This window comes from bacterium (assembly GCA_035308905.1).
GTDB lineage: Bacteria > Sysuimicrobiota > Sysuimicrobiia > Sysuimicrobiales > Segetimicrobiaceae > DASSJF01.
Genome location: DATGFS010000021.1, coordinates 20,903 through 35,309 on the forward strand (window position 1 = coordinate 20,903; position 14,407 = coordinate 35,309).

14 protein-coding genes and 1 tRNA gene are annotated in these 14,407 nt (G+C 66.8%); 7 read left to right on the forward strand and 8 right to left on the reverse strand.

Annotated features, from left to right (window positions below):
- The first annotated feature begins 52 nt into the window (after window positions 1-52).
- A complete protein-coding gene (locus tag VKT83_05275; GenBank protein ID HLY21862.1) occupies window positions 53-1,042 on the forward strand; it encodes a hypothetical protein in 990 nt (329 codons plus the stop codon).
- Between the two features lie 156 nt (window positions 1,043-1,198).
- Here VKT83_05275 and VKT83_05280 read toward each other — a convergent pair whose 3' ends face one another.
- From VKT83_05280 to VKT83_05295, 4 genes are all read right to left on the reverse strand, one after another.
- A complete protein-coding gene (locus VKT83_05280) occupies window positions 1,199-3,046 on the reverse strand; it encodes an ABC transporter ATP-binding protein (GenBank protein HLY21863.1) in 1,848 nt (615 codons plus the stop codon).
- A complete protein-coding gene (locus VKT83_05285) occupies window positions 3,043-4,827 on the reverse strand; it encodes an ABC transporter ATP-binding protein (GenBank protein HLY21864.1) in 1,785 nt (594 codons plus the stop codon). Before VKT83_05285 ends, VKT83_05280 begins: the two co-directional genes overlap by 4 nt.
- A 12-nt stretch (window positions 4,828-4,839) precedes the next feature.
- Entirely contained in the window at window positions 4,840-5,496 is a 657-nt protein-coding gene (locus tag VKT83_05290; protein HLY21865.1) for an O-methyltransferase, read from the reverse strand.
- Between the two features lie 288 nt (window positions 5,497-5,784).
- The gene (locus VKT83_05295; GenBank protein HLY21866.1) at window positions 5,785-6,258 is read right to left on the reverse strand and encodes an MOSC domain-containing protein; all 474 of its coding nucleotides are present in this window, start codon (window positions 6,256-6,258) and stop codon (window positions 5,785-5,787) included.
- A 136-nt stretch (window positions 6,259-6,394) separates the two neighbouring features.
- Between VKT83_05295 and VKT83_05300 the strand changes: the two genes are divergently transcribed.
- The 5 genes from VKT83_05300 (at window position 6,395) to VKT83_05320 (ending at window position 9,900) form a co-directional block, all read left to right on the forward strand.
- Window positions 6,395-7,291 carry a TIGR01777 family oxidoreductase gene (locus VKT83_05300; protein ID HLY21867.1) on the forward strand — a complete coding sequence of 299 codons (897 nt, stop codon included), beginning with the start codon at window positions 6,395-6,397 and terminating at the stop codon, window positions 7,289-7,291.
- 139 nt (window positions 7,292-7,430) lie between these two features.
- Window positions 7,431-7,506 (forward strand) — tRNA-Ala (locus VKT83_05305).
- A 247-nt stretch (window positions 7,507-7,753) separates the two neighbouring features.
- Window positions 7,754-7,900, forward strand: coding sequence for a hypothetical protein (locus tag VKT83_05310; protein HLY21868.1), 147 nt, complete (start codon window positions 7,754-7,756; stop codon window positions 7,898-7,900).
- A gap of 786 nt (window positions 7,901-8,686) precedes the next feature.
- On the forward strand, window positions 8,687-8,941 hold the full coding sequence (locus VKT83_05315) for a hypothetical protein (GenBank protein HLY21869.1): 255 nt from the start codon (window positions 8,687-8,689) through the stop codon (window positions 8,939-8,941).
- Window positions 8,942-9,567: 626 nt separating this feature from the next.
- On the forward strand, window positions 9,568-9,900 hold the full coding sequence (locus tag VKT83_05320; protein HLY21870.1) for a hypothetical protein: 333 nt from the start codon (window positions 9,568-9,570) through the stop codon (window positions 9,898-9,900).
- A gap of 142 nt (window positions 9,901-10,042) precedes the next feature.
- Here VKT83_05320 and VKT83_05325 read toward each other — a convergent pair whose 3' ends face one another.
- The 3 genes from VKT83_05325 to VKT83_05335 form a co-directional block, all read right to left on the reverse strand.
- On the reverse strand, window positions 10,043-10,348 hold the full coding sequence (locus tag VKT83_05325) for a hypothetical protein (GenBank protein HLY21871.1): 306 nt from the start codon (window positions 10,346-10,348) through the stop codon (window positions 10,043-10,045).
- Between the two features lie 274 nt (window positions 10,349-10,622).
- On the reverse strand, window positions 10,623-11,396 hold the full coding sequence (locus VKT83_05330; GenBank protein ID HLY21872.1) for a hypothetical protein: 774 nt from the start codon (window positions 11,394-11,396) through the stop codon (window positions 10,623-10,625).
- A 272-nt stretch (window positions 11,397-11,668) separates the two neighbouring features.
- Entirely contained in the window at window positions 11,669-12,085 is a 417-nt protein-coding gene (locus tag VKT83_05335; GenBank protein ID HLY21873.1) for a hypothetical protein, read from the reverse strand.
- Between the two features lie 384 nt (window positions 12,086-12,469).
- On the opposite strand from VKT83_05335, the gene VKT83_05340 reads away from it, so the two are divergent.
- Window positions 12,470-13,189 carry an isoprenylcysteine carboxylmethyltransferase family protein gene (locus tag VKT83_05340; protein HLY21874.1) on the forward strand — a complete coding sequence of 240 codons (720 nt, stop codon included), beginning with the start codon at window positions 12,470-12,472 and terminating at the stop codon, window positions 13,187-13,189.
- A 6-nt stretch (window positions 13,190-13,195) separates the two neighbouring features.
- Here the strand turns inward: VKT83_05340 and VKT83_05345 are convergent, their stop codons facing one another.
- Window positions 13,196-14,377, reverse strand: a complete 1,182-nt coding sequence (locus VKT83_05345) for a nitroreductase/quinone reductase family protein (protein HLY21875.1) — start codon at window positions 14,375-14,377, stop codon at window positions 13,196-13,198.
- Window positions 14,378-14,407 lie beyond the last annotated feature (30 nt).

The window sequence follows — 14,407 nt, forward strand, 5'->3', positions numbered from 1 at the left end:
CCCCGAAGGGGCCGGCGCAGCACGCCCGCCGAGGGCGCACGGGGTGATTTCCATGGAGACAGGGGGTCCCCGCCTGGGGATTGTGTACGAGCATCCGGAGTGGTTCGCGCCGCTCTTTGCCGCGCTCGACGCGCGCGGCGTACCGTACGACCGGATCGACGTGAGCGCCCACCTGTTCGATCCGGGCGGCGCGCCGCCACCGTGGACGCTGGTGCTGAACCGCATGAGCCCGTCGGCCCACCTGCGCGGGCACGGACAGGCCATCGTCTACGCGCGCGACTTTCTTCGTTATCTCGAGGGGGCGGACATCGAGACGATCAACGGGGCGGACGCCTTCACACTGGAGACGTCCAAGGTCTCGCAGCTGCTGCTGCTTCGCCGTCTCGGGCTGCGCGCGCCGCGGACGCGGGTGATCAACCATCCGAGCCAGGCCGCGGCGGCGGCGGACGGGCTCGACTTTCCGGTCGCGGTGAAGCCGAACATCGGGGGGAGCGGCGCGGGGATCCAGCGGTTCGACCACCTCGAGGATCTTGCCGCCGCGGTTGCGGAGGGCACGCTCGACCTCGGCATCGACCGCACCGCGCTGGTGCAGGAGTTCCTGCCCGCGCGGGACGGTCACATCGTCCGGGTGGAAGTCTTGGACGGCCGCGTGCTCTACGCAATCAAGGTCTTTCCGAAGCCCGGCGGCTTCAACCTCTGCCCGGCCGACATCTGCCAGGTCGAGCCGGAGGCCGGCCTGCGCCCGGCGGATCTTCCGAAGGCCGCCCTGCGGGTCGAAGCATGCACGCCGCCGGCGCACGTCTGCCGCGACGTCCTCACGATCGCGCGGCGGGCGCGCCTGGATCTCGCCGGCGTCGAGTACCTTGTCGACGACCGGAACGGCCGGATTCACTACTACGACATCAACGCGCTGTCGAATTTCGTGTCGAACGCGGTCGAGGTCGTCGGGTTCGATCCATACGGCGTGCTGGCGGATTACCTGGCGGGTCGGCTCGGCATCCAGGGCTTGAGGCGGGCGGATCGCGCGGCGGCGGCCGTGTAAGCGGGTGCCCCGTACGCGGAGCGTGTCGCGGCCCCCGGCGTTCGCCGGGGGCCGCCCCGTTGTCCGCCCGCGCAGGGGGGTGCGCCGGCGAACCTACGTCTTACATTCGTTCCAGCGTCGCGCGGCGCCGCACGGTTCCATCGTGGAGCACGTTCGTCAATCGAGATCGGCGAACTGCAGCCGGTACAGCTTCGCGTAGATCCCGTCGCGCGCCAAGAGCGCGTCGTGCGTCCCTTCCTCGGCGACGCGGCCTTTGTGCAGGACGAGGATCCGGTCGACGTGGCGCACCGTCGAAAGCCGGTGGGCGATCACGATCGCGGTGCGTCCCCGCAGGGCCGCCGTCATCGCGCGCTGGATGAGGACTTCCGTCTCCGCGTCCACGCTGCTCGTCGCCTCATCGAGGATCAGCAGAATCTCCGGCTGCGCAGCGAGCGCCCGCGCGAACGCGATCAGCTGCTTTTGCCCGGACGACAGGCCCGCCCCGCGTTCGTGGAGCTCGGTCGCGTAGCCCCGCGGCAGCGCCTCGATGAACCGCGCGGCCCCGGTCTGCTCCGCGGCCCGCTGCACGTCGGCGTCCGAGATCGCGGCGTTGCCGAGGCGGATGTTGTCGGCGATCGTGCCCGAGAACAGGAAGACATCTTGAAGAACGAGGCCGACGTGCCGCCGCAGCTCGCGCTGCGGGTACCGGCGCACGTCGGTGCCGTCCACCAGCACCTCGCCCCGCTGCGGGTCGTAGAAGCGCGTGAGGAGATTGATGACGGAGGTCTTTCCGGCGCCGGTATGGCCGACAATCGCGACGCGCTCGCCGGCGCGGATCGTAAACGAGACGCCGCGGAGCGCCCAGGCCGGCTCTCCCGCCGCCGGCCGGGCGGTCGTCGCCGCGGCCGGCGCGCCGCCGTCCTGGTAGGAGAACCAGACGTTCCGGAACACGATGTCGCCGCGCAGGCCCGGCAGCGGCGAGGGGCTCGCGGCGTCCCGGACGGCGACCGGCTCGTCCAGCACGCGGAAGATGCGCTCCGAGGACGCCATCGCCGCCTGGAAGATATTGAACTTATCCGCCAAGTCGCGCAGCGGATCGAAGAACCGCTCCGCGTACTGGATCGCGGCGACGAGCACGCCGAGCGTCGCAACGCCCCGCGCAATCTGGCCCCCGCCGTACCATAGGAGAAGGGCGACGCCGAACGCGCCGACGAGCTGAATCGCCGGGTAGAACTGCGAGAAGTTGCGGGTGGAGGCGAGGCTCGCGTCGAGATGGGCGGCGTTGAGCTCGTCGAAGGCGCCGAGGCGCCGGGGCTCCTGGGTAAACAGCTGCGTGACCGTCATCCCGGTGATCTGTTCGTTCAGGTACGCGTTGATGCGCGCGAGGCGCGTGCGGACCGCGCGGAACGCGTCCCGCGACCGCAGCCGGAAGCGCTCCGTGATCACGTAGACGGCCGGCAGGACGGCAAACGCGGCGAGCGCGAGGCGCCAGTTCATCCACAGCATGATCGCCATGATGCCGATCATCGTGAAGACGTCGCCGAAGATCGCCACCGCGCCCGAGGTGATCAACTCGTTCAGCGCGTCGACGTCGTTCGTGACGCGGGTGACGAGACGTCCCACGGGCGTGCGCGAGAAGAAGCTCATCGACAGCCCCTGGAGGTGGGCGACCATCTGCGCGCGCAGGTCCGCCATCACGCGCTGCCCCACCGCCTGCATGAGGTAGCTCTGCGCCCAGCGGGCGCCGAAGCCGAACGCCAGGACGGCGAGGTAGACGGCGGCGAGCCCGACGAGCCCGCGGAAGTCCGCGGCGGCCGCCCGGCCGCCGGGCGGCGCGATGTACCGGTCGATGCCGAGCCGGTACAGCGTCGGCCCGGCGAGGTCGGCGAGCGAGGCGACCAGCAGCAGGGCGATCGACAGCCCGACCGTCACGCCGTAGGGGCGGACGTAGGCCAGCAGGCGCCGGACGAGGCGCGCGTCGTAGGCGCGTCCAAGGATCGGATCTTCGTCGAAGTGCGCGCTCATCGGTCCGCGCCGTCCGGCGGGCCCGTCGCGGGTTCGCCGGCCGGTTCTTCCGCCTCGAGCGCTTCGCGCAGCAGCTCGCGCTCGTAGAGATCCGCGTACAGGCCGCCCCGGGCGATCAGGTCCTCGTGCGTCCCCTGGTCGACCACGCGGCCTCCGTCGAGCACGACGATCCAGTCCGCCGACCGGATCGTGGAGATCCGTTGGGCGATCACGAGGCTGGTGCGCGCCGCCATCACGCCGCGCAGGCGCTTCAGGATCGCCTGCTCCGTCTGCGTGTCGACGCTGCTCAGCGCGTCGTCGAGGATCAGCACGCGCGGATCGCGCATCACGGCGCGCGCGAGCGTGACGCGCTGCCGCTGTCCGCCCGAGAGCGTGACGCCGCGCTCGCCGACGACCGTGTCGTAGCCCGCCGGAAAATCCGCCGCGTCGGCGGCGATCTGCGAGACGTCCGCGGCCTCCAGGATTCGTGCGGGGTCGGCCGTCCCCGCGGCCCCGAACGCGATATTCGCGCGCAGCGTGTCGGAGAACAAGAACGGTTCCTGCGGCACGAGCGCGACCGCGCCCCGCAGGGTCGCAAGCGGCAACTGCCGCACGTCGTGGCCGTCCAGCAAGACCTGTCCCTCCGTGGGGTCGAGCACGCGGGGGATCAGCGACACGAGCGTCGTCTTTCCGGCGCCGGTAGGCCCGACGACGGCGACGGTCCGGCCGGCCGGGATGACGAGGCTCACGTCGCGCAGCACCGCCGTGCCGTCGCGGACGACGCTCACGCGCCGGAAGGCGATCTCGCCTCGGATGCCGTCGACGACGAGCGGAGAGGGCGGATCATCGACCGCCGGCGCCTCGGCGAAGACGGCGTCGAGCCGGTTCATGGACGCGCGGCCCTGCTGCCACAGGTTCGTGACCCAGCCGAGGGCGATCATCGGGAAGCTGAGCCGGGCGAGGTAGTACGAGAACTGCACCATCTGCCCGAGCGTGAGCGTCCCGCGGATGACCGCGTCGCCGCCCTGCCACAGGAGCACCACCGACGCGACGCCGAGGATCAGGCCGATCACCGGCCACAGGGCGCCCTGGGCCCGCGCCAGCCGGAGGTTGGTGTGGACGACCGCCTCGGACGACTCGTTGAACCTCGCAAGCTGATCGGGCTCGCGGGCGAAGGCCTTCACCACCCGGATGCCGCTCATCATCTCCTGGACGCGGGCGGAGAGCGCGCTGAACTGCGCCTGCACGGCGTCGAAGCGCCGGTGGATCTCGCGGCCGAGCAGCAGAAACACGAACGTGACGAAGGGGAGGATCGCGAGCATCATCAGCGTCAGGCGCACGCTGATGCTCAGCATGAACGCGACGGACGCGATCAGCATCACCGTCGTGTGAACCGAGCGCATCAGCCCCACGCCCGCGAACCGCTGCACCGCGCGGATGTCGTTGACGGCCCGGGCCATCAGGTCGCCGGTCGGCGTGCGCTCGAAAAACGCGAGCGGCATCCGCTGGAGATGGGCGAAGTACTCGCGGCGCAGCTCCGTCTCGATCCGGTAGGCGGCCGCCATGATCGACCATCGCATGACGTAGGTCGCGGCGGCCTCCGCCGCGGCGAGCCCCAGGAGCGCCCCGGCGTACGCGGCCAGCAGGCTCCCGCCGACGTGGCGGCCGATACCGTCCACCGCCAGTTTCATGATCCACGGCGAGGACTGCGCCATCGCGATCGAGACGAGCCCCCCGAGATAGCCGACGGCGTACGGCCGCCGATAGCGGTGGACGTACGCCCAGAAGCGGCGGCTGCGCACGCGGGGAGCCGGTTACCGCGCCTTGTGGCCGACGAACACGCCGTCCCGCAGCGGGACGATCACGCCGGTGAAGTCGGGATCCGCAAAGAGGAGCCGCGTGACTTCGCGCACGCCCCGCGTGGCCGCGTCGTTCACGGCGGGGTCCATTGCCCGGCCGCGCCAGATCATGTTGTCGACGAGCAGGAGGCCGCCGGGGCGGAGGTGCGTCTTCATCACCGGGAAGGAGGCGGGGTAGGCGTCCTTTTCGATGTCGTTGAAGATCACGTCGAACTCCCCGGGGGTCCGGTCGAGCTCGGCGACGGCCTCGTTCACGCTGAAGCGCACGACGTCCGCAAGCCCGAGCCGGCCGAGATAACCGCGTGCCTGCCGTGACAGTTCCTCGTCCCAGACGACGTGGTGCACCTCACCGCCGCCGTTGTCCCGCACCGCCAGCGCAAACCACGCCGTGGAATACCCGAACCCGGAGCCCATTTCGAAGACGCGCCGGGCCCCGGTGGCCCGTGTCAGCAGATAGAACAGTCGGCCCACCACGGGGCCGACGATCGGAAACCGCCGCTCCGCGGCGTAGGCTTCCATTTCTTGCAGGATCGGCGGCCGCGCCGGGATGACGCCCTCGAGGTAGGCGGTCAGCGCGGGTTGGGTCAGGTCCTGATAGAGGTCTCTGCTCATAAAGCCATCATACGACGGCGACCGGCGCGCCGGGCCCGCCGAGGCGCAGAAGTACAAGGTGACGTCCTACGGCCAGATCGTGCTGCAGCGCGGCGCCGGAAGTCGATCGAGCAACCCAAACAGACGATCGCACACCTGCGCCGTGTTTCGGTGCATAACGGCTGAAACACCGTCGCGATTCAGGGGGTTCCGGCGGGCAGGGTGATGGTGACAGCACCGGCGGTAATCATCATTCCACATAACTGAAGCAGATCGACCGTGTCCCTGCCCGCCGGGTACGTACGGCCGCTACTTCGGTTCGATCGGCTCGATGGGATCGCCGGCACGGATCGTGCCGCCGGTGAGGATCTGCGCCCGCAGGCCGCCGCGATGGACCAAGCCGGCGCGAATCCGCTGGCCGGTGACCTTCTCGATGTGCCCGCACGGCTCGCACAGCCGGATGCCGCGCAGCGACACGTCGCCGACGCGGAATTCGCGGCCGACGAGGTGGTTGAGCGCCACGCCGCGGGTGACGATGTTGCGCCGGCTGTCGCCGGCGTCGAACGCGACCTCGTACTCTCGGCGGAGGGCGTCGACGGCTTCTTCCTCGATCAAAGTGACTTCGCGTTCCGATCCGCCCAGCTTCGAATAGGTGCCCGACCGGCTGTGGTAGCGGTCGCCTTCGAGTCCTTCGCCGGGAACGGCCCGCACCGCGGGCACCGACGACATCGCCTCCTCCGCGCGCGCGCAGATATGCAGGGAGACGACCGCGCCTCTCATCATGCGCCACCTCACCGGTCCGCCGGACCTGTCGCGGCGTCCCTTCGCGCGCGGCCGGCTCCGGCCCTTCGACGGCCGCCCGCTCGGTTATGATAGGAAATGACCAGACCGCCGCCAAGGGAGGCGCCCCACCGCCGTCATGCGAGTCGCCGTCACGGGTTCCCACGGACTGATCGGCTCGGCCGTGGTCGCGTCGCTGCGCGCCCGCGGCGACCAGGTCGTTCGTCTCGTCCGCGGTGAAGCCGCGGGCGCGGACGAAATCTCCTGGCAGCCGCACGACGGCCGGATCGACGCGGCCCGCCTCGAGGGCATCGACGCGGCGGTCCACCTCGCGGGCGCGACGCTGGCGTCGCGGTGGACACCGGAGCAGAAAGAGGCGATTCGGAGCAGCCGGTTGCTCGGCACCGGTCTCGTCGCCCGCGCGCTGGCCGGACTCGCCGCGCCGCCGCGGGTCCTCGTCAGCGGCTCCGCCGTCGGCTACTACGGCAACCGCGGCGACGAGGTGCTGACCGAGTCCTCGGGCGCGGGCACGGGTTTCCTCGCGGACGTATGCCGCGAGTGGGAGGCCGCGGCCGATCCCGCCCGCCGGGCCGGGATCCGGGTGACCCACCCACGCTTCGGGGTGGTGCTCGGCGGAGGCGGCGGCATCCTCGCCAAGATCGTGCCGATCTTCAAGCTCGGCGCGGGCGGCCCCCTCGGCCACGGGCGGCAGTATCTGCCGTGGGTCGCGATCGACGACGCCGTCGGCGCCATTCTGCTCGCGCTCGATCGCGACGGACTCGACGGGCCGGTCAACGTCGTCGCGCCGCACGCGGTCACGAACCGCGAGTTCACCTCCGCACTCGGGCACGTGATCGGCCGTCCGGCGGTTATCCCCGTCCCGGCGGCGGCGCTGCGCGCGCTGTTCGGCGAGATGGCCGACGAGGCGCTCCTGGCCAGCCAGCGCGTGGAACCGGCCCGGCTCGCCGCCGCCGAGTATGGATTCCGCTTCGGGGAACTCGAGCCGGCCTTGCGCCGGGCTCTCGCCGCCGCGTAGGCGCGCCGTTCCGGTCGGACGTTGCGGCCGCGGGCCGCGTCAGATATAATCGGCTCACACCGTTCATGTCGACGGGCCGCGCGACAACGCGGCGCGCCATCGTGCGAAGGCGATGCCGTGCGGGGCCCGGGCGAGGCGTGGGGACGTAGCTCAGTTGGGAGAGCGCCTGAATCGCACTCAGGAGGTCGGCGGTTCGAATCCGCTCGTCTCCACCAGATTTACCAAGGGTTTCCGCGCATCACCATTTGCTGGCGTGCCCGTTGGTGCCTTTCTGGTGCCTTGACGTAGGGCGTCAAGCCGCTCTCCGACCGCCTGGAACGCCGACGGCATCAGGTGGCCGTACGTGTTGAGCGTCGTCGTGATCGACGCGTGCCCCAGCCGCGCCTGGATGGCTTTTGGATGCACACCAGCGGCGATCAGCAGGCTCGCGTGCGTGTGCCGTAGATCATGGAGCCTGATCTCGTGGAGACCGGCGAGCGTGAGGTGCCGTTTGAAGACCCGGTCGATATTGTCTGGGTCGAGTGGGCCACCAGTTTGACCCGACCGGAAGACATGGGCCTCCTCGGGATCGTCACTGGCAGGGAACACGAGGAGAATCTCAATGAGTGAGGGACTGAGGTCGATGGTGCGACGCGAGTGCCGCGTCTTGAGCGGGGCCTCCCGAACGACGTAGCGCTCCCCGTCGCGGACGCGCCCTCGAGTGCGACGGACATGCAGTACACCACTGTGCAGCCCCCAGCGTAGCCCCAAGAGTTCGCCCCGACGAAGGCCGGTGTGCACCGCGACCCGGTACAGTGTGCGGTATGGCTCCTCAGAGGAGTACAGGAGGCGAGAACGGATTCCAGGAGTTCCGGCGGGCGCTGGGGCGGGATTCAACGAGGGCGGGACGCGTCTACAATCGTGCCGCTAAATTCTTTGGCCAGTTGCCGACTGCGCTTGTGTCATTGAGTTCGGTCCTCCCCCGAACTGATAGTCAGGAGCCAGTATGATACAGAAATACCGTATGGCTCCCCGCCGGAAGTCTTCGCGGAACTGCGGGAGGTTTTCGAGTCCGTCAAACCGCAGATGCGGTCGCGGTTTTCGTGGCGATGCAGACAATCCCCGGCTGGAGCCGTGGGACCAGAGACCTCGATAGGGACAGGGCAACTCCGGTGCATCGTCAAATAGCGACAACGGTCCCTGTTGTCCGTAGAAGGCTCGTTCGGTTTAGGGGGGAATCCGATGAGCCTCACGCGTTGCCCGAACTGCGGCACCATTGTCCCGACAAAGGCAACGGACTGCGTGTGGATACGCGCGTCCAGCTGAGCGATGGGGACATTCGGGGCCCACCCATCGCGCAACCTCCTTTGGGCTCCGTCAGCCATGGGGGAGAGCCGACCTGTGGGGGTGACACAAATGGAGACCACGTTCTCGGTCAGGCTCATCTCCGTGAAGAACGTTTCGGTTGACGAGGCGGATCGTTTGCGTTGGGACGTGATCGTGACCGTTGCCGTGGTGTCGCCCTTCGGGCGATTCGACCTGGACGTAGAGATCGACCGGAGTCCGACGATTGATGATGCGGTCAGTCTAGCGATGACAAAAATATCCGAATGGGGCGCGGAATTTGGGGAGGCTTCCCAGATCGCACCTTCAAGAAAAGCACAGACATAAAGATTCTCCTTTCAGGCGGGTGACGTGTAATGTCTTAGTCCTGGAGGGAATGAAAATGCCGATTCCAACCGTCACGTGGGTCCTACTCCGCGAACGGTCGGTCAAGGAGAACGACGAACTAAACATTTTTGGGGTCGCGCAAATCCTTGAGGTGAACTCCTTTCCAGCGAAAACGGAGAAGGTTACTCGTGAGACTCGATTTCAGTCGAGTCGTCCACAAAGGCATACGAATTTGGGTGTTCGCTAATGGCGGATAATCGTGGACGCTCGGATCGACCTGCGGCGAGACCGTTCTCCGCGATCATCACCATCCTTGTGATCGCATTGATTCTTCAGACAGCATACGGTCCGCAATACTGTAAAGGGTCGTCCCAAGAGGGTCTGCAGGGAATGAACGTAGACCGGGCACTCACGCGCGAGTATTGCGCGGCAAGCCAGATACGTGACCGTAATGCGCCAGTGTCCCAATGGATTGATACCCTTAACTATGACCTCGTTGCCTTGGGGGACCTTCTTGGTGGCCTATTCAGTCAAATAGGAGCCGTTCAACAGCCGCACAAATAGTGCCGCCCAATCTTCAAACGGACGGCATTTGTAAAGGCCGGATGTTTAAGGGGTGGTCCGCGATGAGACAGTCATCACGTTATCCGGCGCTTGGCATGATCGTGGGCTTGTACCAATTCGCGGCCATCCTGGCGGCTCTAGGCACTGTCGCGGCGATTATGGTTCTCTTTGATCGCAGTGCCTCACAGGTGTCTGGCGTTCAAATTCAAATCCTTATCGGGCTGATCGTCGGAGGAGGGATCACGGTCCTTACGCTCGTCGCAATCGCCGAAAGCATCAAAGTCGTTGTGGACAGAACACCCGGTTCGTTGCTGACCGTCTCCACGATGCCGCGCCACGAACGCGCCAGCAAGGAGGGGCGTGGTGGAGAAACCGTCAAATCTTCAAGCGGCTAAGTCGCGGACAATATCGCGTCTTAGATTTTCGGCGATAAGGACCGGCATACTCACTACCGAGGGTCCGGACTCTGGAGTCCGGACCCTCGGTATCTTAGTGTCGGGGCTAGTGGTTATTGCTAGTCGAGATAGGTTACTTGATCTACCTGACCCCGGTCGTCTCCTTGACCTTGTGCCCAATGACTTCTCCGGTCATCACGCGAGTCGCGGCCGGAAGCACCTTGGGATTCTTCATCACCCAGTCCGCCGCGACCCGATTGGATTCCTCGGCGTTCGCTTTGGTTTCGAAGATGCTGGTTGACAGTACCGTCCCACCGCCAACATCCGTAAAGTAGTATCCAATGAAACCCGGAACCGCACTGATCAACGGCACAAAATCCTCGCGGACGTGCCGCGGCAATTCTTGCGGATTCGGTACCTTATCATACTGCCGTACGCTCGAATGCATGGGCCAACCTCCGTCTCCCAATAGGGAGTGTACTTCTGTGGGGCTTTCTCCTCCGAGGAAACGACCGAATACAGTGAAAGTCGCCGTGGACGTAAGGGAGAGGAACAATTCAAGTATATCCCTTGTTCGCACAGGGAAGCGAACGCCGCATGGCGTCTCATCTGTCCAGACTTGGGCTCTTGCCTTCCGTGGAGTATACTTTCACCCCTCCAGCCTACGCCACAGACGCGCCACGAAGCCAGGCGAGGTTGTACGAAGCCCATCGCGTCGGATCCTATGACGCCCTCTGTCGCCCTGACCCGCTCTCTGCGCTCTCCGGCGACCGCTCGGCAACGTCCCGGCGATCGGCCGGTCGGCCTCCCCGCCTCCAATCACTCTCCGCAAAACGCTTCAGATTCGCGAACTGGCGCATCTGCATGATCCAATGGCTGGGCTCGAGCAGCAGAAAGGTCGCCGCCGGCTGAAGCCACCGCGGTTCGAGGGCCCAGTAGCCGCTGACCACGAGCCGGGTGCAGCCTCCAGGAAGCTCCTTTAGCAGAAAGCCCCAGAGCGAATCGGTGTAGAAGCGCGGCCGCGCGCCCGCCGGATCGAATTGATGCCCGGCCAGGTCAAACGACGCCCGCAACCCCAGGAACCGCTCCGGTTCCAAGAGCGCGACCGTCCATGCGGGTTTGCCCATCGCCGTCAAGCAGTCCCCAGCAGAGAGCGTCTGCCACTCGGGGTGGATGCGGTCTGCGCTTGGACGGCCGAAGTTGTCGAGGTAGTCCCAGCTATAATAGCCGGCACGATGGTAGCCCATCTGCACCAGCCAAGGCCAGACTCTAGCCGGCGGCGCCTCAATCGTGACGGCCATCGTCGCGCTGCGCCTGCCGCCCGGAATCAAATCTGCGCCCGGATACGGCTGTCTCACCTCTTCGTCGGTTGCACCCCAACGAAGCAGTCGCGGCCGCAGCAGGAGCGCGTACGCGCCCGCGGACAGCCCCAATAAGGTGCCGAGCTTCCAGCCCGAGCTGCCGGCACAACGGCCCGGACGATTTGATGGACGCATGCTTCTTCCTCCTCTTGTCCGTCAGGTGCCCCCGATCCCCGAACACCGAGAGGGCTCGACGTTGATCCGATACGAGGGCTACATATTGGCGATCGCATTCATGAGGATACCTCCCTAAAGAAGGCTCGCGTCCCCAAGAGACGGCGTAGCGCTGCGGCTCTTCTGGCTGGCGGCAAGCCGCTCGGCCCGCCACTTGATGCCGAGCAGTTGCTTGCGTACCATCACGAACTCCGCCGGATCGAGAAACAGTAAGACAGGAAGCCGCCGCCACGTCACGGGTAGCGCAGTGCGAACGCGGAGCACAAGTCGGCTGCGGCTTTCGTCGAGCGGCTTTCGTCGAGTGGTTGGATGGTCCATGATTGGGTAACCGCCACGCCGGCATCACGGTACGCGAGGAGTAGCGTCCGGTTCCGCTCGAGTGCTTCCACCCGCATGGGGGTACCGACTGCGTAGGGCACCATGTCGCCCACACGGAGGTCCTGGAACTGCGGCAGGATTTGGCCCACGCTCGGCGCCTGGAGAGCACCGATCATGAGGTCAATCCAATCGTAACTGTAGAGCCCGCCTCGCAGATTTCCAATCTGCGTGAGCCACGGCCAGATGTGCTCTGGTCGCGCCCATACCGTGACGGCACGGGTCGTCGCCTCGACAGGATGCTGTGCGATGTCGTCGCCCGGCATCTGCCGCACGACTTCTTCGTCCGTGGCTCCCCATCGCCGATGCCAGGGCCGAACGACGAAGGGATATGTGACACCGGCAAGGGCGAGAATCGCCGCAGCCCATCTCGCAACGGCCCAAGACCGTCGACTCATCGCGTCGCAGCCTTCCTACTTCGTCGAGAACTGGCTGAGTGGGAGGGGACATTGGGTCGCCTCCCCCAAAAAACAGCGTAGTGCTGTAGATCAGGCGGGGCGATCCGGCATGGGCCCGATTCTCGGTCGGACGCGCAGAGGAACGCGCATTCGTTCGATTTGGGCGGAGAACTTGACCGGACTTGTCCAGATACAGTCTGCGCCGCGATCTGCCCGGCCCCGGGCTCGCCCGCCTGGTGTCGTGACCAGGAGCGCGCTGCGATGAAGCAACGGACTGCGGAGAGTGGATTCCAGTTGACCGCCGGTGTCGTCAAACGCGCGGTCCAACTTGCCGTTTCCCTGGTTGTTCAGGCCGTCTTGTTGTTTGCTTCTGCGGGCCGGGTCGCCTGGCCGGCGGCCTGGGCCTATCTCGTCACGTACGTGGGCGCTGTCGGGCTGAATACTCTGCTCCTGATACCGAAGGGGGCCGCCGCGACGGCGCTGATCGAGGAGCGGGCACGAATTCTGCCCGAGAGGAAATGGGACCGGGGAGTGAGTGCGGCGTTGGTCGTCGGTCACGTCGCGATGCTCACCGCGGCCGGCTTGGACTATAGGTTCAGATGGAGCCCGATGATCGGGTGGCCGGTGCAGGTGTTGGGGTTGGCGGGCGTGGCGACGGGCCTGGCTGCCTCGAGCTGGGCGATGCTGACGAATGCGTACTTCTCCTCGACTGTGCGCATCCAGCGGGAGCGAGGTCATCATGTCATCAGCGATGGCCCCTACCGTTTCGTGCGACATCCCGGATACGGCGGGTACGTTATTTTCGCCGGTGCCACGCCGTTGTTGCTGGGATCGCTCGGCGCGTTCGTCCCCGCAACGATCGTGATCGCGGCGATTGTGGCGAGGACGTGGCTTGAGGACCGAACGCTTCGGGCCGAACTCGACGGCTACGACGATTACTCCCGCCGTGTCCGGTATCGCCTTATTCCTCGCCTTTGGTAAGAGGCCTTATGCACCGGGCACGGTTTGGCACGCGGCGGCCTCGACGCGCGACTTGATCCCCTTCAGCATGCCGCTTTCCATATAGTGGTGCAGCGCTTCGCCCGGCCCGCGGTCGATCAGAGCGGCGATCGGCCAGAGCAACGGCCAGAGGACCGGCACCTTACGGGCAAACGGCTCGAGCCAGCCGCCCCGGGTGCGGGCGATCAGCCGGGTCTTGGTCCCACCGGCGAGCGGCTCGAGGATAAGCCACTCGCCGGCGATCAGGCAGCGTGGCCGATCAACCATCGTCACCGGCACGGTGTTGAACCGCGAGTACGGGACCCGATCGCCGACATGCAACTCCTGCCATTCGGGGTGGATGCGGGTCGCCGAATGGCCGTCGGCATAGGTGATGAACAGCAATCGCTCGACCCATTCGTGGGTGTAGAAGCCAGCCCGGCCGGAGCCCATCTGGACGAGCCAGGGCCAAACTTGGTCCGGCGGCGCGTCAATGGTGATGGCGCGGGTCGAGACTGGCCGATAACCCATAGGACTTGGGAGTTCGTCACCAGGGAGCGCCTTAGCGACCTCCTCGTCGGTGGCGCCCCATCGCCGGATGCGTGGTCGTACGACGGCCGTGTAAGCCAACCCGGCGACCGCCACTGCCGAGGCGGCCGCAAGGCTCCGCCTCCGGTCACGAGGCGCCGGCACCGCTCCTTCGCGCTGCGCCGGCTCGATGCGGAAGACGGGGTAGTCCGCGGCGATGGCCCTGAATTCGGTGAGCGGGGCGTCGTGCGGGATCGGGAAGTGCCTCCGCCCGCTCGTGGCGACCTGGCAGTAGGCTTTCAAGATCGGCGCTCGTTCCTCGGCCGGGACTTCGGTGAGGCGGACCGGGCGCGAGGAGCCGCGCTTCACGAACGCCTCTCCGCCGGTCGCGCGGACGTTGCGTACCCACTCCGACCCGTCGCCGAGCATCGAGACGAGGTATCGGTGTCCGTCGTGCTCGGTCACGACAAGCACGTTGGTGTGGAGCCGCCCGCTGCGGCGCCCTCTCACCTGCAGCGTGAGGAGGATGGCCGGCGTGAGGCCGAGGCCCGACAATCGGGCCAGGGCTCCGCTCACGACTTTCCCGAGGCCAGTCGGGTGCCAGTTCCGATAGAATAGGCGCAAAGAGGTTCGTTCGGCGTGATCGCAGCGATGGCCGGTCATGTCCGTGTCCTCTCGGTGCGCAGGAGAGCG